The sequence below is a fragment of the Mangrovibacillus sp. Mu-81 genome, from assembly GCF_036867415.1.
Classification (GTDB): Bacteria; Bacillota; Bacilli; order Bacillales; family Bacillaceae_B; genus Rossellomorea.
Window position 1 is genome coordinate 174,467 of record NZ_JBAJHU010000006.1, and the last position, 26,114, is coordinate 200,580.

Genomic DNA, 26,114 nt, shown 5'->3' on the forward strand with positions numbered 1-26,114 from the left:
CAATCGACACGAAACAAGTGATTAATTTTATAGACTGAAAGAGAGTGAAATGAAATGGGACGTAAGTGGAACAACATTAAAGAAAAGAAAGCGTCTAAGGACGCTAATACGAGCCGGATTTATGCAAAATTCGGACGAGAAATCTATGTGGCGGCAAAATCGGGCGAACCGGATCCAGAATTGAATCAAACCCTTAAGTTTGTATTGGAACGTGCGAAAACATATAACGTGCCGAAGCACATCATCGACCGCGCGATCGAAAAAGCGAAAGGCGGTTCTGAAGAAAATTATGATGAGCTGCGATACGAGGGCTTCGGCCCGAATGGATCGATGGTCATCGTCGACGCTCTGACAAACAACGTAAACCGTACAGCATCGGAAGTACGTGCCGCTTTCGGTAAAAATGGCGGAAACATGGGTGTGAGCGGATCGGTCGCTTACATGTTTGATGCGACAGCAGTCATCGGTATTGAAGGGAAATCTGAAGAAGAAGTACTTGAGATCCTGATGGAAGCAGATGTGGATGCACGCGACATCCTTGAAGAAGATGAAGCAGTCATTGTCTATGCTGAGCCGGATCAATTCCATGCCGTGCAGGAAGCGTTCAAACGTGCCGGTATAGAAGAATTCACGGTAGCAGAATTAACCATGCTGGCACAAAACGACGTGGAACTGCCAGAAGATGCCCAAACCCAATTCGAAAAAATGATCGATGCCATCGAAGACCTGGAAGATGTCCAGCAGGTGTACCATAACGTCGACTTAGGCGAATAATACTGACAGAAGGAAAAAGCGTATTCATACCGGATACGCTTTTTCTTTATAACTGTGTTATTGGATGACTATACGGCACTTTATCTTAAATACTTACTTTAAGTGGAAAATAACGGTCCCGAATGCCCGGAAATCACATTTTCATCTGCAGCCAAACCTGCCAAAAAACACCCCTGCATGATTTAAAGCCGTACTTGTCATACTAAATAATGGAGGTGGTACAGGTGGATAAAGAAAAAAGAAAAAGCGAATTGAATTTCAATACACCGATCAACCCGGAGTACCAAAGCTTTAAAGGTCAAGAGGATGAACGCTATACGTCGGTGGAAATCAAGGAAGCCTTTCATGGTGAATCCGTCGATGAACTGAGAGCGATCGAAGAAGGAAATGTTTATTTTGCAGGAAAAGAAATCGGTCAGCAAAACGAAAACGGATAAGGAGGGAATGTGATGAATACAGGAGAATACCCGGTAGCGCAGCTTTCAGATGAAGTGTTGAACAAATTACAGCACATCGAAGGCGAGCTTCGTAAGCAAACCGACGAAGATATCGTATTAATCGCCTATAAGAAAGAACAAGAGGCACATTAATGGAATAGAAGCAGGAAGGAGGCATTTACAATGGAAAAAGGAAAAGAAGAATTGCCTGACTTTAAACAGCTCCATGACCGGATCATCGCGGAGCCTTCCCAAGGTCCTGTTTTTGAGATAAAAACCAACCTTGATACGCCTGCAACGGATGATAATCCATACATTTCATCAGAAACGAGTAATGAGGAAGTTGAAAAAATCAAACGGTTCTTTGATGATGACTTGCTCTGATTGCGGGCCTGGTCTTTTGGGATCAGGTCCTTTTCTATGAATGATTCTTCATCATGTCCCTCACCCCGCCAAGTGGGCATTTCTTTTTCATTGGCCGCCTTATTGTGTACAATTGATAGGTAAGAGGTGATATTTTGAAAGTATTAATCATTCTTTCACATCCCAGAACAAATTCACTGACGTTCTCAATTGCCAGGCATTTTCAGGAAGGTTTGCAGGAAAAGGGGCATAAAGCGACGGTTCTTGATCTCTACCGGGAAGAATTCGACCCGGTTCTAAAGGAAAAAGATGAGCCGGGGTGGGGAAATCGCATAAAGACCAGGGCGACACATGTAGTTGAAAATGAACGGAAAAGGTTGAAGCGTTATGACGCCTGTGTCTTTATCTTTCCCATATGGTGGTATGGTCTACCAGCTATTTTGAAAGGGTACATAGACAGAGTCTTCTTCTACCCGTCTCCCACTAAATTTCGTGCTGATAAAGTACTCTGGCTGGGTTTAGCAGGCGATACTGAGGAGGAATTTACTTCAGGCGGACATGATAACGCGCTTAAACACCAATTAATTCATGGCATTTCCAAAAAAATGGGCACAATGAATACAGAAGTAAGATTCATTTTTGACACGAAGAATGAGGATAATAAATTCGACTATGAAAAAACTATGGATAAAGCCTATCAATTCGGTCTTTCTTTTTGAAAAACAGGAAAAAGGTCATGGTCTGTTTAAAATAAATTTAAATAATTTTAGATGAATAAATATTGAGTAATGTTTAATATAAGTGTTTAAAATGGATATTTATTGTATATATATTCATAAACAAATCTATTTCTTAAGCCTCATGCTTTTATTTTTTCTGTGTTATGTTATGATAATTCTTGGGTCTACATCAGAGAAAGTTATTGCAGAAGAGATTTAATGTGTATAAAAAATACAAAAACTTGTATAAGGAGGTTGTTGCTGCGTGGGAGAACAATTGACTATGGCAACCTGGTTATGGTTAACCATACCGATGCCGCTCTTGATTCTATTATCAATCATCACATTTTTCACAGAAAAAACGAAGGAGTAGATAACAGACTATGGATATTAATATAGAAACGTTAACGTCGATTATTATTTATTTAGTAGGAATGTTAATCATTGGCTACATGGCAGCCAAATTGACAAGCAACTTATCCGACTATGTATTGGGAGGAAGACGATTAGGTGCCGGAGTTGCCGCGCTTAGTGCCGGATCTTCTGATATGAGTGGTTGGTTGATGCTTGGTCTGCCGGGTGCGGTATACGCAAGCGGCATGGGTTCCATCTGGCTGGCAATCGGACTGGCTGTAGGGGCATACTTGAACTGGCAGTTCGTTGCAAAACCGTTCAGGGTATACACGGAAGTTGCGAACGACTCGATCACAGTACCTGATTTCTTTGAAAATCGTTTCCACGATAAAAGCAAAATTCTTCGAGTATTTTCTGCAATAATCATTCTCATATTCTTTACCTTCTACACATCATCAAGTTTAGTCGGTGGAGCTATCTTACTGGAAGAATCCTTTAATATGGATTACCGTTTAGCTTTATGGGTTGGTGCTGCAGTTATTCTTTCTTACACATTCTTTGGAGGCTTCCTTGCAGCAAGCTGGACAGACTTTATTCAGGGGATTCTGATGTTCCTTGCATTGATCATCATTCCAGTCGTTGCCATCAATGAGCTGGGCGGTTGGAATGAAACGGTAAGTGCTGTCGGGGCAATCGATGCCTCTTACCTGAACATCTATACAGGCGCAACATTTGTTGGGGTTGTATCACTGTTGGCGTGGGGATTAGGTTATTTTGGACAGCCTCATATCATTGTTCGATTTATGGGTATCAAGTCGACTAAAGAAATACCAAAAGCACGCATGATTGGTATGATATGGATGATTGTATCCTTGTTTGGTGCGATCTTTATCGGTTTCTCAGGAATCGCCTACTTTGCTGATTCACCTTTAGAGAATTCAGAGACAGTATTCATCATGTTCTCTCAAGTGTTATTCAACCCTTGGGTAGCAGGTTTCTTACTGGCTGCAATTCTTTCAGCAATCATGAGCACAGTGGATTCACAGCTTCTTGTTTCTTCAAGTGCATTGGCACAGGACTTCTATAAAGCCATCTTCAGAAAAGAAGCAAGTCAGAAAGAAGAAGTTCTTGTTGGACGTATTTCAGTTGTGGTCATCGCGATCCTTGCCATTTTCCTTGGATACGATCGTGACAGTAAAGTATTGGAGCTTGTAAGTTATGCTTGGGCAGGATTCGGTGCTGCATTCGGACCGGTTGTCATCCTAAGCTTGTTCTGGAAGCGCATGACCAGAAATGGTGCACTTGCAGGAATGATCACAGGTGCTGCGACGGTTATTATCTGGAAGCAGTTATCTGGAGGACTATTTGACATCTATGAAATACTTCCAGGATTCATCTTTGCAACCCTTGCAATCGTGATTTTCAGTTTTGTCGGCAATGGGCCAACAAAAGAAATCCAGGAAGAATTCGATACAGTTCAAGCACGCTTAAGAGATTAATTTATATGTGAAAAGGACCCGATACTGCGGTATCGGGTCCTTTTTTGTTCGATAATTTTTAAAAATAAAGTACATAAATCACCAATACCAGCACAATGCGGTAAATGGCGAACGGAATCAATTTCACTTTGTTGATCAGTTTCAAGAAGAATTTAATCGAAACAAGCGCGAAAATGAATGCGGAGATGAATCCTACAATCATGAATGGAAGAGCCTCCATCGTGAAGTACTGCCAGTTTTTCGCCAGTGACAGTACGCTTGCACCGAGCATGATCGGAACGGCCATGATGAATGTAAAATCGGCTGCCGTTCTGTGATTCATTCCGAGCAATACACCACCTGAGATGGTGGAGCCTGAACGGGAAAACCCTGGCCAAAGAGCCAGACATTGAATGAGCCCGACGATCAGCGCTTGTTTATGCGTGATTCCATCGACTGTTTCGACCTTTGATCCCTTGTATTTCGTGCTGATGACATCTGCAATGATCATAAAGATCGCTCCCACGAATAAACCGATCAGGACCGTTTCGATTGAAAATAAGTGCTCATCGATCGTATCTTCGAATAAGACACCAAGAATTCCTGCCGGAAGCAGTCCGACAATCACGTGAGAAAGCTTCAATTTATGCTCGGAAGATTTCCCAGAGGCCCCCCGGGATTTGAAGTCAAGCATGTCGATGAAACGGTCCTTGAAGATCACGACCACTGCCAAAATGGAACCAAGCTGGATGACGACCTTAAATGTATTTGCTGCATATTTTCCTAAAAACTCCTGCGACTGCAGCCACAAATCATCTACTATGATCATATGACCAGTTGATGAAATCGGCGCAAATTCCGTCAGACCTTCTACAAGTCCTAAGATGACTGCTTTTAATAAAGTAAAGATATCCATTGTTGTCTCCCTTGAAAAATAATAATTGATCTATCGATAGGAGGGAGGGGATCCATTTGACTAAAGGCCCATCCCTCATTGCTTTAAGTCGGTTAAGGTGATTTGATGTTCAGATTTTCAGCGATTTTCTCCCAGTTCATCAAGTCAGACCAGGGGATGTCGGGAAAAGTGGACGCCAGGTTTTGTCCGGTAATGACGGAGGTGACATAAATCATTCCTATAAAGGCACCTAACCCGCTCAAACATGTTACAAAACAAATAATTGATTCTTTCCTGTATTCTTGTTCTCTCAATGTATTTCTCTCCCATTCTCTCTTATTCAGTTAGTGTACGGCAATCCAAATAAACTTCAGGTTCACTGAAGTTGAAAATGAATCATGAGAATGATATGGAGAGATAGTTAGAGCAATGTTTGACCATCTGGATGAATCCCCCGGAGTCAGAAGCGATGTCCAAGGTAAAGAAGTCCATATTTAATGAAGGTAACGTGACATGTGCCGGATTATAAGGTACAGCTGGTTTCTGTGGTGGCAGGCTGCCAGTAAACTGGGGAAGAACAGATACATATGAAAGAATCGCATCAACAGAGGAAACATACGAATGATCTGTTATACTCTGTTCAGTATCCGTAAACAGCACAGAGTGTTCCGTTTGCTGGATCGGATTAAAAAACATGATTGTACTTAACAGAACCAACAAAACGAACTTCTTCACCGTCACAACCTCCTTTTTGAAAAATAGGACTAGATTTTATTATAACTTCTTTTAGCAAGCTGTCCAGTGCATGAAAGGAGATAGAAATAATGTAAAACATGGTGGCATGAAATGCAGGTGGATGTGAAACGAATCTCCTTGTTCACCCATACCGGACGATGTCGGTCCATAAAAATAACCGGACAGCCACTGCCCGGTTTCATATCTGAAAAAACTCCCGTATCTTCTCCACCAATTCACGAAGGGAGGCTTCATTTTCTATATTGACGAGCATCCCTTTGATGACGATCGGACGGGTTTCTTCTTTCACTATTTCTTCTTTAATGACTTCAAGGGAAACTCTTCCGTTCTCGTCACTTGTGTTCTCCAGCTGTTCTTCGATCAACTTCAGAAGCCCCTCTTCATTCAAGGATGCTGATTCCATCGACTGCAGCAGAGGCTTCATTTTCTCTATAGAAAGGACAGGTTCATCCTCGCTTTTCAGGAGCCCATGAACCAGATCATCAAGACGTTTAAGGATGAACGCTGAAAGATACTTAAAATCCATCTCGATTTTATCGAGCATGACAACTTCGAGGTAAGACTTTAGTATTCCTTGGATGATCAATGACAGATCCCAGAAGTAAGGTTCGATTTCTTCACCGTAGATTGCAGTCAACCTGCGTTTGTAGAATTCATATGTATGGACCTTCATTTCGTGAATCAGGGCATGAATATCTTCATTGAACGGCATCGCGTTCTCCCGGATTTGCATGATGATGAATTCTTTGTGTTTCCAGACTTCCACGAGCTGAGATTCCAGCTGCTTGCGGAATTTTTCGTACGGCGGTAAATCTTCACCCTCGATGATATCCACTTTTTCTCTGATGATCTCAAAATAGTATTTCATGATCGCCAGCAGCAGAGCTTCTTTCGATTTGAAGTATAAGTAAAAAGCACCCTTGGAAATATCGCATTCATTGACAATTTCCTGTACTGAGGTGGCATTGAAACCTTTACTTGCAAATAATTTTATGGATGTTTCAATAATTAACTTTTCTTTTTCCTTCATTTTTTTCGCTCCTCGATTACTCCATATCTATATTATGACCGATTGGTCACAAAAAATAAACCTTTATTTTATAGTAAGTATTGACTATTGACTGTACGGTCAGTTATATTAGTGTATGTTATGACTAGTCAGTCAGAAATAGAAGGGATGAATTGAAAGTGAACCGTATAATTAACTTTGTACTCAAGAATAAGTTTGCCGTTTGGCTGATGACACTCATCGTCATTGTGGCAGGCTTATATTCAGGATTTAATATGAAGCTTGAAACGCTTCCGAACATCAATGTACCCGTCGTCAGTGTAACGACAGTGTATCCGGGTGCAACGCCCGAAGACGTGGCGGATAAGGTATCAGAACCGATTGAAAAACGTCTGCAGAACTTAGATGGTGTGAATGTAGTGAGTTCAACATCTTACCAGAATGCTTCTGCCGTCCAAATCGAATATAAATTTTCAAAAGATATGGATGAAGCGAAAACAGAAGTCGAAGAGGCTTTATCCGAGGTTTCATTTCCCGAGGGAGTAAATGAGCCGGATGTGACGAGAATCAGTATGAACGCATTCCCTGTCATTGCATTGAGTGTAGCGAATGATGAACAGTCGCTCGCTCAGTTGACTTCTACAGTGGAAGAGACCATCATCCCTGGACTAGAAGGGCTTGACGGCGTGGCATCCGTTCAGGTCTCCGGGCAGGAGATACAGGAAGCGAAGCTTGTATTCGACCAGGAAAAGCTTGCTGAATATGGTCTTAGTGAAGAGACCGTCAAAAATATGATCAAAGGATCTGACGTGACGGCTCCACTGGGTCTGTACACATTTGAAGACAGTCAGAAATCAGTCTTGATCGATGGGAATATTTCCAGTATCGAAGATTTAAAAGGGATAAAGATCCCAGTGACTCCATCTGGCGGAGAAGCAGCGAATCCGGCCCAAGGCGTTCAAGGCGGAGAGGCTCAACAGACTTCTCCTCAGCAGGATATGCCGGCTGATGTGAAAATACCGACAGTTGAGTTAGGTGAGATAGCTGAGATCGAGATGACTGGTAAAGCAGAATCGGTTTCAAGAACAAATGGTAAAGAATCCATCGGACTGCAAATCGTGAAAGCGGCTGATGCCAATACAGTCGATGTCGTAAACGCAGTAAAAGATGAAGTGAAAACGTTCGAAGATGATTTGGATAATATCGAAATCATTTCTACCTTTGATCAAGGGGAACCGATCGAACAATCTGTGAGCACTATGCTTAATAAAGCACTGTTCGGGGCAGTGTTTGCGGTTATCATCATCCTTCTGTTCTTACGTGATATTAAATCGACCATTATTTCGGTCATTTCGATTCCATTATCGCTTTTAATCGCGATCTTGTTGCTGAATCAAATGGACATTACGCTGAATATCATGACGCTTGGTGCCATGACTGTAGCCATCGGACGTGTCATCGATGATTCCATCGTCGTAGTGGAGAACATTTATCGAAGAATGTCACTGAAAGGTGAAATGTTGAGAGGGAAAGAATTGATCCGCGAAGCGACTAAGGAAATGTTCCGCCCGATCATGTCATCAACGATCGTCACAATCGCTGTGTTCCTTCCGTTAGGATTAGTACAAGGGATGGTCGGCGAATTATTCCTTCCTTTTGCCTTAACGATGGTATTTGCCCTGTTAGCGTCACTCCTTGTAGCAGTGACGATCGTGCCGATGCTCGCCCATTCAATGTTTAAAAAAGGGGCCGGCAAGAAGCATGAGGAAAAGCCAAGCAGACTGGCGAATTGGTATAAAGGCGTACTGAACTGGACGCTCAATCATAAAATCATTACCTCGCTCCTTGCGGTTGCAATGCTGGTGGGAAGCTTGTTCCTTGTTCCCCTTATCGGTGTGAGTTTCATCCCTTCGGATGAAGAAAAAATGATGATGGCGACGTATAAACCTGAGCCTGGTCAAACAAAGGAAGAAGTCATCGAAATCGCTGGTGACGCAGAGGAATATTTAGAAGGACGAAAAGGAACGGAAACCATCCAGTATTCAGTGGGCGGGGAAAATCCAATGAATCCTGGCAGTACCAGTGATGCGATTTTCTTTATTGAATACAGCGATGATACAGAAAACTTTGCTGAAGAAAAAGAGAAAGTCATAAAAGACCTGCAAGAACAAACAGAAATAGGCGAGTGGGCACAGCAAGATTTCTCTGCAAGTGCAGGCAGCAACGAAATCGTTGTGTATGTGTACGGTGAAACGCTCGAGGAAATCGAACCTGTCGTAAATGACGTACAAGATAAGATGAAAGAAATCAAAGATGTGAAAAAAGTGGACTCAAGTATCTCTGAATCGTACGATGAGTATTCCCTTGTTGCAGATCAGGAGAAATTAAGTCAGTACGGATTGACTGCCGGCCAAATTGCGATGGAGCTTGGCCAGACACGTGAGCGTCCAGTCCTGACAACGATAGAAAAAGACGGGGAAGACGTAAATGTCTATCTTGATGTAGAAAAAGAAGAATATGAAAGTATCGAGGACTTAACAGGCAAAACAATTCAATCACCGCTCGGCATGGAAGTGGCAATTGAAGATGTTGTGAAAGTTGAAGAAGGCGAAACATCGGATACTGTCTCAAGACGTGACGGCAAGGTGTATGCCCAAGTCAGCGGCGAATTGAGCTCAAGTGATGTATCAAAAGCATCCGCTGCCATCCAAAAGGATATCGAAGAACTTGATCTGCCAACTGGCATTGAAGTGAATATGGGCGGAGTAACAGAGGACATCCAGGAATCATTCACGCAGCTTGGTATTGCGATGCTCGCGGCGATTGCGATCGTTTACCTGATCCTTGTGATTACATTCGGCGGCGGCCTTGCTCCGTTTGCGATTCTGTTCTCACTTCCGTTCACGATTTCAGGAGCGCTCGTCGCGCTGTTGATCTCAGGTGAAACAATCAGTATCTCGTCCATGATCGGGGCACTGATGCTGATCGGTATCGTTGTAACAAACGCAATCGTCTTGATCGACCGTGTCATTCATAAGGAGAATGAAGGACTGTCCACACGTGAAGCACTTCTCGAAGCAGGGGCTACCCGTCTGCGTCCGATCCTCATGACGGCGATTGCGACTGTCGGAGCGCTGTTCCCATTGGCGCTGGGCTTAGAAGGCGGCGGCCTGATTTCGAAAGGATTGGGAGTCACGGTTATCGGCGGATTGACAAGTTCAACGCTATTAACACTTGTAGTCGTGCCGATTGTATACGAAGTCATGATGAAGATCAAAGCGAAATTGACTCGCAGGAAAGTAAAAGAAGAGATGTAATAACGGAGGCAGCCCTTGATTTTGGGGGCTGTTTTTTGTTTGCGACTGGGAGCGTGCCAGGCACCGATTGACGGATTTGTACCTCATACAAATCCGGTCTGTTGTACCTGGTACAATTCATTTCAGATGTACCAGGTACATTAAATTGAGCCAGGCTCAATATCGCGGTTTCGAACCTGGCTCAAAGTGACCATTCTGAGCCAGGCTCAAAACAACGAATCCGAGCCAGGCACCGGCTATGAATCCCTGGAGTTTCCAATCTGCCAAAGCCCAAAAAACATAATCCCCGGACAACCATCATAGAATAAATCATCTCATTTGAAGGTGGTCCAAGATCTATGAGTTTGTTTCTGAAGGGCACGCTGGTGCTTGTGATAACAGCTTTTTTTGGTGAAATGGTCGAGTTTATGATTAATATGATCCTGGCCCGTGAGCTGGGGGAAGCGGGTCTTGGTACATATATGTCGATTTTGCCGACCGTTTTTTTGGTCGTCATCCTTTCGAGTATGGAGCTGCCGATCAGTTTGTCGAAGTTCATTGCTGAAAAGGATGAAAAGCATCACAGGGGGATGCTTCAGTATGTATTCAGGTTTGCAGTGCTGACGACGATCATTCTTTTGATTGCGATGATATTTGTATACATGTGGACTCCGCTGTTCGAAGGGATCCATACGGGCATCCGATGGCTGATTCTGGCTGTCATTCCGATTGTGGCGTTTACTTCGATCATAAGAGGATATTTTATGGGGGTTCAGGAGATGCGGAAGATTGCCGTAGCCAATTTTCTGCGCAAAGGTATTCAGCTTCTCCTGCTCGTTTCTATTTATCAATTTCTGTCCTTCAGCAGTGACACGTCCATATTCATTGCCCTGTGTACATTGGTCGCCAGTGAAGCGGTCGTTTTTATTTATTTGATACAGGCTTATATTCTTAATCGAAAGGGTAAAAGGAAGAAAGGCTTCGCTCACGACCCTTTATCGAAGGTTGAAATGAGGAAGTCGATCTTATCTGTGTCTGTTCCGACGACCGTCCTCAGAATTTTTCATGCATTCACTCATGCCGTACAGCCATTTTTGATCAAGCTGGCTCTGGTTCATGCGGGGATGGGGGCGGCAGAAGCGAATGAACACTTTGGGATGATGGCAGGAATAGCGCTTACCATCGGATTTTTTCCTTCCTTTATCGCCTTTTCATTGTTGATCGTCCTGATTCCGACGATTTCTGAGAAAGTGTCGGCAAAGGATGTCGAGGGAATATTACTGCATTTGAAGCAGGTGATGTGGATCACATTCGGGTATGGTGTTCCGGCAGTCGTGGTCTATTATCTACTGGGAGACTACATTACGACTACATTTTTTCATTCTGTCACATCGGCTTATTACCTGAAATTGTTGTGGCCTTATTTCTTCTTTCATTTTCTGGTACTGCCGCTGCAGGCTTTTCTGATTGGCCTTGGGCTCGTCAAGGATGCACTGCTTCATACGGTGTGGGCAAGCATATTTTCGTTCAGCCTGATTTACATACTTGGTTCGAATCCGGAGTTTGGGATGAGCGGTGTGATCATCGGGTTGAATGCAGGTGCGGTGTTAAGTGCACTGCTTCACTATATTACGATTTGCAGGGAATTGGAAACGACTCTTTGGTTAAAATCATTGGTAAAAATGTAAACTAAAATAATAGCGGCTCCTTATCTTTTGCAACGAATGATTATACCGATTATCATGTTCCATATATGGAATTACACTTTATAGTAAAAAACGCTGCTAATTATACATCAAAGGAGAACGCCATGATTGATTCTATATTATTTAATTTAATGCTGATCGGTGTGTTGGGCATTGCTTCACAATGGGCGGCATGGAGGTTCAGGCTTCCTGCGATCGTCGTTATGTCCATAGCTGGGCTGCTGGTAGGTCCGATACTCGGTCTGATTGATCCGAAAGCCGATTTTGGTGAAATGTTTAAACCGATCGTTTCATTGGCTGTTGCCATTATTTTATTTGAAGGAAGCCTGAATCTTGATTTCAGGGAAGTAAAGGGGCTTGGGAAGCCTGTATTTCGGATCGTTACATTTGGAGCGCTGCTGGCGTGGATACTTGGTTCGCTTGGTGCCCATTTTGTGGCTGGATTAACGTGGCCGGTTGCTTTCGTCATCGGTGGTCTCTTTATCGTGACAGGGCCGACGGTCATCCTTCCGCTGCTGAGGCAGGCGAAGTTGAAGCCTAGACCTGCTGCCATTCTGAAGTGGGAAGGAATCGTTGTCGATCCATTTGGAGCATTGCTGGCTGTATTTGCGTTTGAAATCATTAACTTTTTCATGAGTGATGATGTCACTGCCGTTTCCCTCCTGCTCTTTTTTGCTGCCTCCCTTTTTGCAGGGGTATTTGGATGGCTGTTAGGGAGACTTACGGGATTCATTTTTGAAAGAGGACACGTCCCTGAGTTTTTAAAGTCTCCGGTCGTGTTTGTACTGGTGCTCGCGAGTTTTGCGATATCCGATCAAATCATGCACGAAACCGGTTTGCTTGCTGTAACGGTAATGGGGATGACCCTTGCGAATATGCACATATCCTCAATCGATGATATGCGTCATTTTAAGGAGAACATTTCGGTTCTGTTGATTTCCACCATCTTTGTGATGCTGACAGCTGCATTATCTGTTGATGTATTATTGAGAATCTTTAATTGGAATATCATCGCTTTTGTCCTCCTTATGCTGTTTGTGGTCCGGCCGCTGTCGATCTGGCTGTCCACTATAGGGACGGACCTTTCGAATAAGGAAAAGCTCCTCGTCGGCTGGATCGCCCCCCGCGGCATTGTTGCACTGACGGTGTCGAGCTACTTTGCTTCAGTGCTTCTGGAAAAAGGGTTTGAAGATGCATCGATCCTGACGTCATTGACGTTTGCACTTGTATTCTCGACTGTGGTGGCACACGGGTTTTCGATCAAGTGGCTTGCCAAGAAGCTTGATCTTGCCATCGATGAGCGGCCGGGTGTCGTCATTGTCGGGGGCAGCGGCTTCAGTACAGAACTGGCCAAAACCCTGCAGGAGCTGAAGGTCTCGGTATTAATTGCTGATTCGTCCTGGCAGCGTCTGATTTCTGTCCGCAAAGCAGGGGTCCCTTTTTACAAAGGGGAGATCCTTTCAGAACAGACGGAGTACTACCTGGATCTGACGCCTTATGAATACATGATTGCCGCAACCGAATTAGACTCTTATAATGCGCTTGTGTGTACGACATTCGTTCCGGAGATAGGAAGGAATAATCTCTTCCAACTCAGCCTCCGCAGTCAGCGTGATGATGATCTGGAAGATATGGTCCATACCATCGGCGGGCGGATTCTCTTCCAGGAAAACGTGACCTGGGAAGAATTGAATAAGAGGATTGAAAGAGGAGATGTCTTCAGGAAAACAAGTATTACCGAAAAGTATACATTTGAATCGTATCTTGAAGAACGCAGTGAAAATACTTTGTTAATATTCGCCCTGAAGCCTTCCGGACGAATCGAATTCTTTACCGAAGGAGCTTCCCCCAAAGTTGAACAGGGAGATGTTGTCGTCAGTCTTACACAGCGCTGCAAGGAGTATAATAAGATTAAAGAAAAACTTGCAGTCCAGCGTGAGAAGAACGGGGACAGGAAAGAAGGATGAGAAGAAAGCGCCGGCTTTAAATAAAGCCGGCGCATTTTTTCAGTGGCAGCTAAATCAGTCAGCCTCAATTTTTTTTGGAGTACTGTTGTGCAAGAAGCTGTTTGACCTGATTGTAGGTCAACCCTGACTCTTTGTTCAGACGTTTTACCTCATCAATATCCGTCCCTGACGCGTTCAGATTCTTTCCGCTTGAATACTCTCTCATCTATAAAACACCCCCCCCTAACACATAATGTAAGTCAGAAGAGACGGTTCTATACCTTGAGAATGGTCCGTCCACATACCTCTATAACACAGTGCGGAGCGCCAATTTCGGTAATGGGGGACATTTTTTTCTTAGAGAGTCGAAATATCTAGTAATTTGTTGAAGGATTCAGAGGAGGAATCGAGAATTTAAGTAAGAAAGGCATATAGATAATCAATAGGGGGCAATTATGGACACTACATATTCTGATGTATGGAATCTGGATGTATTTTTTGAAGGCGGAGCCGAATCAAAGGAATTCAGGAATCATCTTGAAACATTGAAAAAAATGAAAACACATTTTGAGGAGAATGCATTGGCATTTCATCCCCCTCAGTCGGGCAGTGATGCGGACCTGGTGTGGAATCTGATCGAAGAAGCCAAAGATGTCATGCTGTATCTCCGCCAGGCAGGGGCGTTTGTGAGCTGCCTGGAAGCGCAGGATATGAATGACCGGAAAGCGGATGAACTGAGAGGGGAAATCACAAGCATAAGCGCAGACTTCTCTTCGGTTTTCACAAAGTTTCAGCAGCAGCTTTCCGAAAGCTCTGAAGAAGTATGGAATGACCTGCTTCAGCACGAACAGTTGAATGAAATCACCTTTGTGCTGAATGAGTGGAGAGAAAAGGCGAAAGACAAACTGTCAAGCACGGAAGAGTCGATGATCGGTGCGCTCGCGGTGGACGGCTATCATGGCTGGGGGCAGATGTATGACACGATTGTAGGCTCCATGGAAATCTCCCATGGCGGCAAGAAACTGTCCGTCGGGCAGGCGAACAATCTGCTATCGAGCCCCGATAAGAATACACGGAAAGAAGTCTTCGGGCAATTAGAAAACGCCTGGAAACAGAATGAAGAGTTATTTGCAAAAACCCTCAATCATTTAGGCGGCTTCCGTTTGGCAGTCTATAAAAAGCGTGGCTGGGAAGACATCATGAAAGAACCCCTGGAATACAACCGCATGAAGCAAAAAACGCTGGATGCGATGTGGGGAGCGATTTCGAAAAATAAAGAACCATTTGTGAAATATCTTAAACGAAAAGCCAAATTATTAGGAAAAGACAAACTGGACTGGTTCGACCAGGATGCACCTGTGGCCGAGTCGACAAGCACTATGTCTTATGACGAGGGAGCCCGCTTCATTTTAAAACAATTCTCCCGGTTCGGGGATGAAATGGCAAGTTTTGCACGACTTGCTTTCGAAGACAGTTGGATTGAAGCGGAAGACCGCGCCGGCAAACGTCCCGGAGGATTCTGTACATCGTTTCCGATGAGTGATCAATCACGAATCTTCATGACGTATTCAGGGAGCATGTCCAATGTCTCGACTCTCGCTCACGAACTGGGGCATGCGTTCCACTCATATGCACTTCGACCGATGCACACGCTCAATCGTAATTATGCCATGAACGTGGCGGAGACGGCATCCACCTTCGCGGAAATGATCGTAGCAGATGCAGCGGTGAAAGAAGCAGAAACGAAAGAAGAAAAAATTGCCCTCGTAGAAGATAAATTGCAGCGGAGCGTGGCATTCTTCATGAACATCCATGCTCGCTTCCTGTTCGAAACCCGTTTCTATGAAGAGCGAAGCAAAGGAATCGTATCCGCCGATAAGCTGAATGAACTGATGGTGGAAGCTCAGAAAGAAGCGTTCGCTGACTCGATCGGGGAAGTCCACCCGCGTTTCTGGGCATCCAAGCTTCACTTTTATATTACAGGGGTGCCTTTCTATAACTTCCCGTATACCTTTGGCTACCTGTTCTCCTTAAGTATTTATGCGAAGGCACTTGAATCCGGTGAGAACTATGAAGAGAAATACATGGCTCTTCTCCGCGACACAGCGATCATGAACGTCGAAGACCTGGCCATGAAACATCTCGGTGAAGACATTACGAAAGAAGACTTCTGGGAAAAAGGCATAAAGCTCTGCATAGCAGACGCAGATGAATTCCTGGAACTGACAAACTAAGTCGAAGGCCCGTTCCGCAGTGCTTTAAGCATTGCGGGATTGGCTTTTTTTTATTGTCCAGCTCCGACGGCTAGGCCCTCGAGGTCATATGCTAAATGGTCCGAGAAGGCAAAAAAACGCCTTCTCGGCCCATTCATCTTATGCTTGTCGGGCCTGGGCGAGCCGCCTCCGCATTTCGATTTGTCCAGCTCCGGCGGCTAGAGGCTCGAGACATAAGCCATGCCATCCAGAAAGGCAAAGAGCGCGCCTTTATGGCTGTCCTGTCTTATGCTTGTCGCCTCTGGGCGAGCCGCCTCCGCATTTCGGTTTGTCCCATTCCCGCTAAGCCTCAGGTCCTAGTTGAAAATATGGCGCGGGTTCGTTATGGGAAAACAGGAAAATAGGTAGGATAGAGACATGAAGAAGAAAGGAGGCAACAACAATGAAAAAATTCGGATTGCTTTTAGCGGGAGGAATCGCGGCAATCGTGCTGATTGCCAATTTAGGTCCGATAGTAGGTCTCGCGTTATCGGTATTGATCATGTACTACAGTTTCAAACAGTTCATCAGAACGGATTCCACTTTTAAAAAGATCATCTGGGCTTTAATCGGGCTGGCAGCATTCAGCGCCACCATCTCCAACTTCCCGGCGATCATCGGCTTAGTGGCACTTTACGTCATCTACGTCATCTACAAAAACTGGAAAAAAGACGACATCATCATCGAAGAAAAATCCAACGACCCATTCACCAATTTTGAAAAAGAATGGTCTCAACTCAAGAGCTAGGGTTGTTACGCAAAAGTAATGATTTTCAACAAGAAAGGGTTATTCACGGTTTAAAGGTCTATCTAGCGGCTGGTTGGGGTGCAAGACGTAGACTCCTGCAGGAAAAGCGAGTTAGGTGAGACCCCACAGGAGCAGAGCGACGAGGAGGCTCATCACCCGCCCGCGGAAAGCGAAGTCTTGCACGGAAATCAAAAGCGGAAAATAACACTAATAAAAAGGAGAGAACAACCATGGCAAACTTATTGCAAAGAATCAAAGATACAGTCATGTCCGACATGCACGAAGCATTAGATAAGAAAGAGAAGAAAAACCCGATCGCCGTACTGAACCACTATTTAAGACAGTGCGAGCAGGAAGTGGAAAAAGTAAGGAAGCTGGTGGAAAGACAATATCTGTTGAAAGAAGAATTTACGAAAGAATACCAACAGGCAGCAAAACTTGCTGAAAAGAGACAATACCAGGCGGAAGTGGCATCGAAGGCTAACGAAGCAGAACTGTATGAATTCGCCATTCAAGAACAAAAATACTATGAAGAGCGTGCAGAACGCATCGCTGACCTGAAAATGAGAGCATCGAAAGAACTTTCCGACTTGGAAAGAAAGTACGAAGAAATGAAGCATAAACTGAAAGATATGTACATCAAGCGAATGGAACTGATGGGCAGGGAAAACATCGCCCGCGCTCACAACAAGATGAACAGTGTCCTTGAATCTTCATCAGGGTACAACAACGCTTCTTTCTCTAAATTTGACGAAATCGAAACGTACTTAGATCAACTTGAGCACGGCGTCAACTCCTCTTACTACCGAAACACGATTGACGCAAAAATTGCGAAATTAGAAAAAGAATCGAAAAAAGAGGAAACAGAAGCCATAACTTCCTGAAACATGGTATTCTATTAACAGTAAAAAGGTGAGCCTTGAAGTCAGGGTTCACCCTCTTTCTTACTGTCAGGGGAATACGGATGATACATATCCCGCGAAAGGAGGAACCCCCTTGTTTAATCGACTGCGCTCAGACGGAATCAGCTGGATCATCTTGATCGGAACATTACTCATTCTTTTAGAAGTCTCATTCTATGACGGGGGGGTTCTTTTCTTTCTATCAATTGCGGCATTCGCCATTTATTTCGGACGAAAGAATATCCATAAGAAATCGGGTAAAATCCTGTTCTGGTTTGGGCTGATCAGTCTGGGAATCAATATATTCAATACAGTTGCCTTCAAGTTTTTGCTGTTTGCCATCTTACTTTTCATCATTGTACGCTTTGCCGATTCGAAGAAACACCCTAAATATATAGCGCCATCAATCAAAGAGACCTTCACTCAATCACAGGAACCGCTGATTATGAAAAAGTCGGCCCTTCAAAATGAATGGTTCGGAACGAAGCGGACACCTGAAGACGTATTCGAATGGGATGATATCAACATTCAGGGAATCATTGGTGATTCGGTCATCGACATCGGCAACACAGTGCTTCCAAAAGGGACTTCCGTTGTATCGATTAGGAATATCCTCGGGAATGTCGAGATCCTCGTCCCCTACGATGTGGAAGTGAGCGTCCACCATTCCGTACTTGCAGGATCCATCGAGATTTTTGAAAGTGTGGAGCCGAAAGCGATCAACCGCTCCCTCTATTATCAAACCCCGGGTTATGAGTCAGCCGTCCAGCGGGTGAAAATCGTTACATCCATGTGGATTGGGGATTTAGAGGTGAAGAGGATATGAGTACAGTCGGGAAGCAGATAGCAGCCGGTTTCCTCTTTTCACTAAGTATTTTGATCGTGGCAGCCCTGTCATTTTTTTATCTGTATCCGCTTGATGACTGGTCACTGTTATGGGAAGTTGAAGTAATGGATATACCGGGCATCGGATTCATCCTGCTCGTCAGCATGATTCTCGGGCTTATCTTTGGACTGCGGTCCGGGTGGATCCATAAAAAGCAGCTCCGGGAAATTGAAGATGCCCTCCTGCATATAGAACAGGGAAGGACGTTCATACCGGCAGAAACATCAATTACAGAGCTGCAGCATATTTGGAAAAAGGTTGACGCATTAGGGAAACATCTATCTGATCAAGCAAGGTATTCACAGAAGCTTGCCAATGAAAAAGCGGAAGAACAGGAAAAACGGATACAGGAAATCGTTTCCGAAGAACGTAACCGCCTTGCGAGGGAACTGCACGATTCTGTCAGCCAGCAGCTGTTCGCGGCCTCCATGCTCATGTCAGCCATCGCGGAGACGCCATCATCTTCAAGAACCCCGCAGGAAGAGAAACAACTCAAGATGGTCGAGCAGATGATCCACCAGTCACAGCTCGAAATGAGGGCACTCCTTCTCCATCTGCGCCCGGTTGCGCTTAAAGGAAAGAATCTTCAGGAAGGAATGAAGGAGCTGCTGGTCGAATTATCACAGAAGGTCCCTCTGGAGATCCAATGGAAGATCGAAGACATGGAACTCGACAAAGGGATTGAAGACCATCTGTTCAGAATTCTTCAGGAATCTGTTTCGAACACATTGAGGCATGCCAAAGCTTCGTCTCTTGAAGTGCTTCTGATCAAAAGGGAATCCATCATTATTTTGCGAGTAGTGGACGACGGGCAGGGATTCGATGTCAATGAATCGAAAGCGACCAGCTCATATGGGCTCCAGAATATGAGGGAAAGAGCCATTGAAATCGGCGGCACATGCAAGATCATCAGTATCCCCAATAAAGGCACCCGCCTTGAGGTGAAGGTGCCGGTTGTAGAGAATGAAGGTGAAGTAAATGATTAAAGTCGTATTTGTGGATGACCACGAAATGGTACGGATCGGAGTCTCCTCTTACTTGTCAGCACAATCGGATATAGAAGTGGTCGGGGAGGCATCAGACGGAAAAGAAGGTGCGAAGCTGGCACTTGAGCTGCGTCCGGATATCATCCTGATGGATCTTGTGATGAAAGAAATGGATGGCATCCAGGCGACGAAGGAAATCATCGAAGAGTGGCCGGAAGCGAAGATCATCATCGTCACAAGCTTTTTGGATGATGATAAGGTGTATCCTGCACTCGAGGCGGGGGCCGTCAGCTATATGCTGAAAACATCGAAGGCGAGTGAGATTGCTGATGCCGTCAGAAAAACGTACCACGGCCAATCGATCCTGGAACCTGAAGTGACAGGAAAGATGATGACCAGGATGAGACAGCGGACGATTTCCGAACCTCATGAAGAACTGACCAACCGCGAACTCGAAATCCTGCTTCTGATGACCCAGGGGAAGACGAATCAGGAAATAGCGGATGAACTGTTCATCGCGTTGAAGACAGTAAAGACGCATGTGAGCAATATTCTTTCCAAACTTGGCGTACAGGACCGTACGCAGGCTGTAATCTACGCATTTAAACACGATTTGGTGAAATGACGACCCGGGAGCTGGTGCTTTTGGGTTTTTTTATTTGGATGATTAACGAAGTGAAGTGACCAGCGCTGTTTTAATTGCCCATTATAATTGATATCGATAAGACTTTTGTCCTAATTGGACTGAGCGGTTGACCTTATAGTCATAAGTCATAATATCTATGAAATATTAGGAAATACTCTGGGTGGATAGTAATGCCGATTTTCATTCTCAACACTTCATTTACAAAATAGTAAGAATAATAACACCTATCAGCCTATTACGCTTCAAAATAAGACAAAATATACTTGTATTGTAATCTATTTATTATATTTGTCATTTATTTTTGAAAGGGGAAAGGGTATGAGTGTGAAAAAGGTTTCTTGGTCAGTATTCAGTATGGTGTTATTACTTGTGGGAAGTCTGGTTCCACAGGGAGCCATGGAGGAGCATGAAGCAGCGGCTGCCTCGAACACTGCGGTTATCAATGAAGTGGCATGGATGGGAACGACCACTTCCTATAACGATGAATGGATCGAACTCTATAATGCTTCATCCTCAAGTTTGTCTCTTGATGGATGGGTGCTTGAAGCACAGGACGGATCGCCGAGCATCCCGTTAAGAGGATCGGTGTCGGCGAATGACTATTTTCTCTTAGAAAGAACGAGTGACAGCACGATTTCAGGAGTCTCTGCGGATCAAATTTATACAGGCAGTCTCGGTAATTCAAGTGAAATCCTTTACTTGAAAGATGCATCAGGTATGGTCGTGGATGAAGTTGACAGCTGGTATGCAGGCGATAACACGACGAAGGCGACGATGGAGAGAAGTGACAGTGCATCTGCAGGAACGAGTGCAGCAAGCTGGAGCACGTCGACTGCTTCATACACAGGCGGATTTGGTACTCCTAAAACGGCTAATTCCCAGTCCGCACCTCCTGCTGACAGCGGCTCTGAATCATTGACGAATGTAAGTGAAGAACTTGGCGCCATCAATGTTTTCTTTAACAAAAGCGCGGATACTCAATATGCTTCTGCAGGAAACGAAGCAAACTACAATGTGAATCTTGAAGATCAGTTGATTGAGCGATTGAACGAAGCGGTGACATCGATTGATTTTGCCACGTATGAAATCAACCTGCCGAGGGTGGTTGATACGTTATTGGATAAAGCGGCTCAAGGAGTGGATGTTCGTATACTTGCTGATGCGAAGGACGGGACAGATCCACACTATGCTGAGCGTTATGAAACAATGAGACTATATTTAGAGAAGCTTGCCCGTGGTAAAGATACCATCGTCGGCACAGCGGACGATGCCCATATATTCTCCGATTCTCCGATGTTCGTCGTCGAGGACACATCCAAGCGATTGCAATATAATCTGCCTGATGATTTCTCAGACTTCGGAGAGCGTACAGTGATGGTAGGAAATACGGAGATGACCGGACATCTTTTTGTTGAAGGCGAAGAGAAGGGAACAGATAGCTACTACTCGCCGGGAAATCAGATGCATAATAAGTTCGCTGTGGTGGATGACACATGGGTCTTCACAGGAAGCTGGAACTTTACGGTAACAGGACTTTACGGGTCGGAAGAGAATATGGATCAGGGAATACTGGGCGGCAACCAGCAGCATGTTGTCGAAGTTCATTCGCCTGAGCTTGCTTCCATTTACGAGATTGAATTTGAGGAAATGTGGGGGAGCGGGACCGTAACACCAAATCATACGGTGTCTAACTTCAGTACACGCAAGATCGATAACACTCCTCATACGGTGACGATTGGCGGAAAAGAGGTCGAGGTATATTTTTCTTCAGGTGATGATGCAGTCGGACGTATGACTGAGCTTGTGAAGACGGAAGCGGATGAAAGTGCGTACTTTACAATTTTCGCCTGGAGCGATCAGGCTTTGGTTGATGAATTGAAGAACAAATGGGAAGGAAGCTATACGGATAACCAGGGTGCATTGACCGGTTTTGATGTAAGAGGGTTATTCGATGCAAGCTTCTGGAATCAGTGGTGGTCTGCAAGTATTGAGATGACGGGCAGAACGGCGTCTCAGACGAGCGAGAACAATCCGAATATCCGCTGGGAAAACCCGGCACCTGTATACAAGGCTAACGAGAGCAGGAAGCTTCATGCGAAAACGATGATCATTGACGCTGACACTTCCAGTGATCCAACCGTGATCGTCGGATCTACCAACTGGAGCGAAAATGGGAATAACGTTAACGATGAAAATATGCTGATCATCCATGATCAAGCCGTAACCAATCAATTCGTGCAGGAATTCAACGCCCGTTATGTGAATGCAGGCGGTGTTGTACAATAGGTAACACAAGAGCAGTTCATTTCGGGAGTACTTCCTGGATGGACTGCTTTTTATATTTGCCGCTCCGGGGCTGGGCCAAATTCCTTAAAAAGGTGAATTTCTAAAAATGTTGAACTATATGTATTGAGAGAATTTAAGGAAGGATTGTGATTATGGGAAACATCGATAAAAGAAATCGATTGGATGAGGCGCCTTTTAGGTATGCGGTCACGAAAACGAATACGGTATTTATTGATTATGAAGGCAAACAGATAAAGGTTCTAAAAGGGAAGGAAGCAGAAAAATTTCTGAAAAGAGTGAATGCGGCAGATAGTGAGAAAGAATTGCAATTGATAATGGCGAAGATAACCGGAAATTTCAAAAGGGGAAATGAACGCTGAAAATGGTCATGATTTGCTGGAACTAAGCTATAAGTAGGAAAGAAGGATGCTCCGGGGAACAAAGCATCCTCTTTCAGTCTTCTGCGGTTAATGGCCGGGACGGTCTCTATTCCATCCCGGGTGCCTTCTGGATTTCAAAGATAAGTACAATAGCTGTAATCGCATGAGCAATCAGCCGTATGATCGGGAAGAAGTTCAGGAAAGATGCTATGATCCCGAGAACACTTCCGAGGATCGGCTGATCTTCCGACCGTGAAACAATCAGTACGCCGGCATGCCAAACCGCCACTAAACAAAGGAGAAACGGAATTGCGTCACCCGCAATATTTCCAAACACCGGGACCGCGAGAAATAATTCAATTGAAAAGGACAACCATTTAATACGTGAAAGCACGGCACACACCTCCTGCTTACAGAGTATGCAGAGATGGGCGGGTGGTGCTTGTAAGAGTGGAGAGGGAAATGACGTATTTAATTTTCAGAAGAAATTGCTTAAACTATCATAGAAGGAGGAGGATAGAAATTGAATATCAAGAAACAATGGGTCCAGGAAGACAGCGATTACATAAGGGGGAAAGTGATTGAGCACAATATGAACTCGATTGATGAAAACGTGAAGACCCCAATGGAGAAAGTCAGCTTTATGGTTAGGGATGACAATGATGAGATTGTCGGAGGCATTGTCGGCGAGACCTTCTGGCATCATCTTCACGTGGATTTTCTCTGGGTCCATGAGGAATTTAGAAAAGAAGGATACGGTGTCGAGTTGATTGAAAAGATGGAGGAATATGCGAGGGGTAAAGGCTGTTACCTGGTCGTCCTTGATACGTTCAGCTTCCAGGCACCAGGGTTTTATAAGAAGCTGGGCTATCGTGAATTCGGAGTCCTGGAGAACTTCCCAAAGGGAGGAAAACAGCATTTTATGGAAAAGAGATTGCTATAAAAAATGACCAGCCATGAAGTTTGGCTGGTCGTTCTTATAGAATCAGCGTATGGTTCCCATCTCAATCGGGCTTCGTATGGGTCACATACGTTCCTGCAATAAAATCATGAATCGACCGTTTGTCCTCGCGTAGACCGACCATGAATGCGCTGACGATGACGCCAACTCCCAATGTGAGAGCATAGACGATTCCTGAAACGATCGTCCGCATCAGCATGTTCCCTATATGCACATTGCTGCCATCCTTCTTTACAATTCGAATGCCTGCAATGCGTTTTCCCACTACATATCCTTTCCAAAGAACCGGTGTGATCAGGACATAAAGAAAGGTAATCGTAGAAACAAAGTAATTTTCCTCGGAAAATTCGCCTGTTATTAGCCCGGCTAGGATACTCAATGGCAGATTGATGATTAGCCAATCCATTATAGTCGCTCCAACCCGTACCCAAAATCCTGCTGGAAGGTTCATGAAATTCCCCCTTATCTGTATACTTTAAAAATTGTAACATAGTGACTACTAGCATATGAATAAATTTCCTTTTATAAGACAAACTCCCTGTAAAACATGCTTATAGACTGATTTTTTTTTAGAAAAATAGATTAAAAGTGTTTTACAGATATCTCACCGGGTATATAAGTACTAAATCAAACTTGACGGGAGAGAAGATAAAGTGAGCTACATTAATCAAGGTAGAGAACGCATTCAATTTGATCGTAAAGGTAACGAACAGGATCTACATATCTTGGAATGCAGTCACTGTGAAACTGAGTTTCGTACTCAAATGGATGTAAAGAAGATAAAATGTGCGCATTGCTCAGCATCGGTTAATACTAAGTTTGACCTTTCGGAGTTTAAAATTATTGGATTCATAGAGAATCATCAAGGGAGTGAGCTTGCATGCTGAACAATGAAAAGGTAACAGAAATGAAAATGGACTTTAGTGATATTCTGTGGATGAGCTCCGGGATCGTCATCATCCTTCTCCTGATTGCCATGGCAAATTTCTTTATCGTATCCTAACCGAATTTGAAGCGTTAAAAAGTTCTGTCTAACGATGGGGCTTTTTTGTGTGGAGAAATTGAACATTGAAAGACCCGTTCCCTGTCGTGATAAAGCGCTGGGGAACGGGTCTTTCAGGTGGGGAAATAGGATTGGCGGTAATAGATAATAGGACAGATAGGAGATTGGGCACGGGAAAAGGGACAACCCTGAATTGCAGGATTGTCCCATCGGCATGGGATTATGTTGCCGGCTCTGCCACTTTGACCAGCTGTTTACCGAGGTTCTTCCCTTGGAACAATCCAAGAAATGCGTCTGTTACATTGTCGAAGCCTTCTGTGATGGTCTCTTCGTATTGCAGTTTCCCTTCAGAGAGCCACTGACCGAGCTGGGTCGCTCCTTCTTTGAAGCGGTCGCTGTAGTCATTGACAACATAGCCCTTCATGAGGGCGCTCGATTTGATCAGTTTTGTTTGGACTCGCGGACCCAGGTCACTGACGGTTTTATTGTAGGAGGAAATCGCTCCGCAAACCGGGACACGTCCGTGTTTATTCAACAAGCTGAGGGCAGCGTCGCCGATTTCACCGCCGACGTTTTCGAAATAGACGTCGATGCCGTCCGGGCATGCTTCCTTTAAGGAGGCATACAGATTGCCGGTTGATTTATAGTTGATGGCTTCATCAAATTTCAATGTGTTTTTCAGGTATTGGACTTTTTCATCGGACCCGGCAATCCCGACGACACGGGCACCTTTAATTTTGGCAATCTGCCCGACGACCGAACCTACTGCTCCGGCAGCTCCCGACACCACAACGGTTTCTCCTTCCCGCGGCTGGCCGATATCGAGAAGACCGAAGTAAGCGGTCAGACCTGTTAAACCGAGAACACTGAGATGGGTGGAGAGTGGAGCACCGTCAGGGTTGACGGCGCGGACTTCTGTCTCATTCGCGAGCGAGTATTCCTGCCACGGAAGCATACCCACGACGAAATCACCTGCACTGAAATGTTCAGATTTAGATTCAACGACCTCCCCTACAACACCCCCTGACAGAGCTTCGTTCAAAGCGAAAGGCTCGACGTAGGATTTGGCATCTGTCATTCTTCCGCGCATGTATGGGTCGACTGAAAGGTATAGAGTTTTGATAAGAATTTCGCCTCCGGAAGGCCGCGGAACGTCGATTTCTTTATACAGGAAATCATTTTTAGTCGGCATTCCTTCGGGTCTTGAGATCAGTTGAATTTGTTTCTGTGTTTGTGGGTGCAAGGTGGAACCTCCTTTTGATTGGCTGGTATTAATTGAAACGTATCACAAAGGACGCACTGAGGACAAAGAATACGCATTCATGTAAAAA

Annotated in this window: 27 protein-coding genes; 19 read left to right on the forward strand and 8 right to left on the reverse strand. The window is 44.6% G+C overall.

Annotated features, from left to right (window positions below; translation table 11 throughout):
- Positions 1–54 precede the first annotated feature (54 nt).
- The 6 genes from V6B33_RS14185 to putP all read left to right on the forward strand — a co-directional run bounded on the left by V6B33_RS14185 (position 55) and on the right by putP (position 4,146).
- Positions 55–774 (forward strand): YebC/PmpR family DNA-binding transcriptional regulator, encoded by a 720-nt coding sequence (locus tag V6B33_RS14185; RefSeq protein ID WP_334218405.1) that lies wholly within the window; start codon positions 55–57, stop codon positions 772–774.
- 224 nt (positions 775–998) lie between these two features.
- Positions 999–1,211, forward strand: a complete 213-nt coding sequence (locus tag V6B33_RS14190) for a hypothetical protein (RefSeq protein ID WP_334218406.1) — start codon at positions 999–1,001, stop codon at positions 1,209–1,211.
- Between the two features lie 12 nt (positions 1,212–1,223).
- On the forward strand, positions 1,224–1,364 hold the full coding sequence (locus V6B33_RS14195) for a hypothetical protein (RefSeq protein WP_334218407.1): 141 nt from the start codon (positions 1,224–1,226) through the stop codon (positions 1,362–1,364).
- 30 nt (positions 1,365–1,394) lie between these two features.
- Positions 1,395–1,595 carry a hypothetical protein gene (locus V6B33_RS14200; protein WP_334218408.1) on the forward strand — a complete coding sequence of 67 codons (201 nt, stop codon included), beginning with the start codon at positions 1,395–1,397 and terminating at the stop codon, positions 1,593–1,595.
- Positions 1,596–1,729: 134 nt separating this feature from the next.
- Positions 1,730–2,293, forward strand: a complete 564-nt coding sequence (locus V6B33_RS14205; RefSeq protein WP_334218409.1) for an NAD(P)H oxidoreductase — start codon at positions 1,730–1,732, stop codon at positions 2,291–2,293.
- A 383-nt stretch (positions 2,294–2,676) separates the two neighbouring features.
- Positions 2,677–4,146: a sodium/proline symporter PutP gene (gene putP, locus V6B33_RS14210; protein ID WP_334218410.1), complete on the forward strand. Its 1,470-nt coding sequence runs from the start codon at positions 2,677–2,679 to the stop codon at positions 4,144–4,146.
- 58 nt (positions 4,147–4,204) lie between these two features.
- Here the strand turns inward: putP and V6B33_RS14215 are convergent, their stop codons facing one another.
- From V6B33_RS14215 to V6B33_RS14230, 4 genes are all read right to left on the reverse strand, one after another.
- Entirely contained in the window at positions 4,205–5,041 is an 837-nt protein-coding gene (locus V6B33_RS14215; protein ID WP_334218411.1) for an undecaprenyl-diphosphate phosphatase, read from the reverse strand.
- A gap of 92 nt (positions 5,042–5,133) precedes the next feature.
- On the reverse strand, positions 5,134–5,334 hold the full coding sequence (locus V6B33_RS14220; protein WP_334218412.1) for a hypothetical protein: 201 nt from the start codon (positions 5,332–5,334) through the stop codon (positions 5,134–5,136).
- Positions 5,335–5,416: 82 nt separating this feature from the next.
- Positions 5,417–5,755, reverse strand: coding sequence for a hypothetical protein (locus tag V6B33_RS14225; protein ID WP_334218413.1), 339 nt, complete (start codon positions 5,753–5,755; stop codon positions 5,417–5,419).
- Positions 5,756–5,954: 199 nt separating this feature from the next.
- The gene (locus V6B33_RS14230; RefSeq protein WP_334218414.1) at positions 5,955–6,806 is read right to left on the reverse strand and encodes a TetR/AcrR family transcriptional regulator; all 852 of its coding nucleotides are present in this window, start codon (positions 6,804–6,806) and stop codon (positions 5,955–5,957) included.
- Positions 6,807–6,964: 158 nt separating this feature from the next.
- Here V6B33_RS14230 and V6B33_RS14235 point away from each other — a divergent pair, with 158 nt between their 5' ends.
- The 3 genes from V6B33_RS14235 to V6B33_RS14245 all read left to right on the forward strand — a co-directional run bounded on the left by V6B33_RS14235 (position 6,965) and on the right by V6B33_RS14245 (position 13,754).
- Positions 6,965–10,102 carry an efflux RND transporter permease subunit gene (locus V6B33_RS14235; RefSeq protein WP_334218415.1) on the forward strand — a complete coding sequence of 1,046 codons (3,138 nt, stop codon included), beginning with the start codon at positions 6,965–6,967 and terminating at the stop codon, positions 10,100–10,102.
- A gap of 338 nt (positions 10,103–10,440) precedes the next feature.
- Complete coding sequence (locus V6B33_RS14240; RefSeq protein WP_334218416.1) at positions 10,441–11,769, forward strand: oligosaccharide flippase family protein; 1,329 nt, start codon at positions 10,441–10,443, stop codon at positions 11,767–11,769.
- 122 nt (positions 11,770–11,891) lie between these two features.
- The gene (locus V6B33_RS14245) at positions 11,892–13,754 is read left to right on the forward strand and encodes a cation:proton antiporter (protein ID WP_334218417.1); all 1,863 of its coding nucleotides are present in this window, start codon (positions 11,892–11,894) and stop codon (positions 13,752–13,754) included.
- A gap of 64 nt (positions 13,755–13,818) precedes the next feature.
- Here V6B33_RS14245 and V6B33_RS14250 read toward each other — a convergent pair whose 3' ends face one another.
- Positions 13,819–13,959 (reverse strand): hypothetical protein, encoded by a 141-nt coding sequence (locus tag V6B33_RS14250; protein WP_334218418.1) that lies wholly within the window; start codon positions 13,957–13,959, stop codon positions 13,819–13,821.
- 229 nt (positions 13,960–14,188) lie between these two features.
- Here V6B33_RS14250 and V6B33_RS14255 point away from each other — a divergent pair, with 229 nt between their 5' ends.
- The 8 genes from V6B33_RS14255 (at position 14,189) to V6B33_RS14290 (ending at position 22,819) form a co-directional block, all read left to right on the forward strand.
- Entirely contained in the window at positions 14,189–15,967 is a 1,779-nt protein-coding gene (locus V6B33_RS14255) for a M3 family oligoendopeptidase (RefSeq protein ID WP_334218419.1), read from the forward strand.
- A gap of 421 nt (positions 15,968–16,388) precedes the next feature.
- Positions 16,389–16,733, forward strand: coding sequence for a lmo0954 family membrane protein (locus V6B33_RS14260; RefSeq protein WP_334218420.1), 345 nt, complete (start codon positions 16,389–16,391; stop codon positions 16,731–16,733).
- 230 nt (positions 16,734–16,963) lie between these two features.
- Positions 16,964–17,617, forward strand: a complete 654-nt coding sequence (locus V6B33_RS14265; protein WP_334218421.1) for a PspA/IM30 family protein — start codon at positions 16,964–16,966, stop codon at positions 17,615–17,617.
- Positions 17,618–17,729: 112 nt separating this feature from the next.
- The gene (gene liaF / locus V6B33_RS14270; RefSeq protein ID WP_334218422.1) at positions 17,730–18,461 is read left to right on the forward strand and encodes a cell wall-active antibiotics response protein LiaF; all 732 of its coding nucleotides are present in this window, start codon (positions 17,730–17,732) and stop codon (positions 18,459–18,461) included.
- The gene (locus tag V6B33_RS14275; RefSeq protein WP_334218423.1) at positions 18,458–19,507 is read left to right on the forward strand and encodes a sensor histidine kinase; all 1,050 of its coding nucleotides are present in this window, start codon (positions 18,458–18,460) and stop codon (positions 19,505–19,507) included. The genes liaF and V6B33_RS14275 overlap by 4 nt, the downstream gene beginning before the upstream one ends.
- Entirely contained in the window at positions 19,500–20,132 is a 633-nt protein-coding gene (locus V6B33_RS14280) for a response regulator transcription factor (RefSeq protein WP_334218424.1), read from the forward strand. The genes V6B33_RS14275 and V6B33_RS14280 overlap by 8 nt, the downstream gene beginning before the upstream one ends.
- Before the next feature lie 339 nt (positions 20,133–20,471).
- On the forward strand, positions 20,472–22,439 hold the full coding sequence (locus V6B33_RS14285; protein WP_334218425.1) for a phospholipase D-like domain-containing protein: 1,968 nt from the start codon (positions 20,472–20,474) through the stop codon (positions 22,437–22,439).
- A gap of 152 nt (positions 22,440–22,591) precedes the next feature.
- Positions 22,592–22,819, forward strand: coding sequence for a hypothetical protein (locus V6B33_RS14290; protein ID WP_334218426.1), 228 nt, complete (start codon positions 22,592–22,594; stop codon positions 22,817–22,819).
- 106 nt (positions 22,820–22,925) lie between these two features.
- Here V6B33_RS14290 and V6B33_RS14295 read toward each other — a convergent pair whose 3' ends face one another.
- The gene (locus V6B33_RS14295) at positions 22,926–23,213 is read right to left on the reverse strand and encodes a hypothetical protein (protein WP_334218427.1); all 288 of its coding nucleotides are present in this window, start codon (positions 23,211–23,213) and stop codon (positions 22,926–22,928) included.
- Between the two features lie 129 nt (positions 23,214–23,342).
- Here V6B33_RS14295 and V6B33_RS14300 point away from each other — a divergent pair, with 129 nt between their 5' ends.
- Positions 23,343–23,762, forward strand: a complete 420-nt coding sequence (locus V6B33_RS14300) for a GNAT family N-acetyltransferase (protein WP_334218428.1) — start codon at positions 23,343–23,345, stop codon at positions 23,760–23,762.
- 61 nt (positions 23,763–23,823) lie between these two features.
- Here V6B33_RS14300 and V6B33_RS14305 read toward each other — a convergent pair whose 3' ends face one another.
- A complete protein-coding gene (locus V6B33_RS14305; protein ID WP_334218429.1) occupies positions 23,824–24,231 on the reverse strand; it encodes an RDD family protein in 408 nt (135 codons plus the stop codon).
- 429 nt (positions 24,232–24,660) lie between these two features.
- Between V6B33_RS14305 and V6B33_RS14310 the strand changes: the two genes are divergently transcribed.
- Positions 24,661–24,783, forward strand: coding sequence for a hypothetical protein (locus tag V6B33_RS14310; RefSeq protein ID WP_334218430.1), 123 nt, complete (start codon positions 24,661–24,663; stop codon positions 24,781–24,783).
- Positions 24,784–25,003: 220 nt separating this feature from the next.
- On the opposite strand, the gene V6B33_RS14315 is transcribed toward V6B33_RS14310, so the two are convergent.
- Entirely contained in the window at positions 25,004–26,026 is a 1,023-nt protein-coding gene (locus V6B33_RS14315; RefSeq protein WP_334218431.1) for an NADP-dependent oxidoreductase, read from the reverse strand.
- Positions 26,027–26,114: the final 88 nt, after the last annotated feature.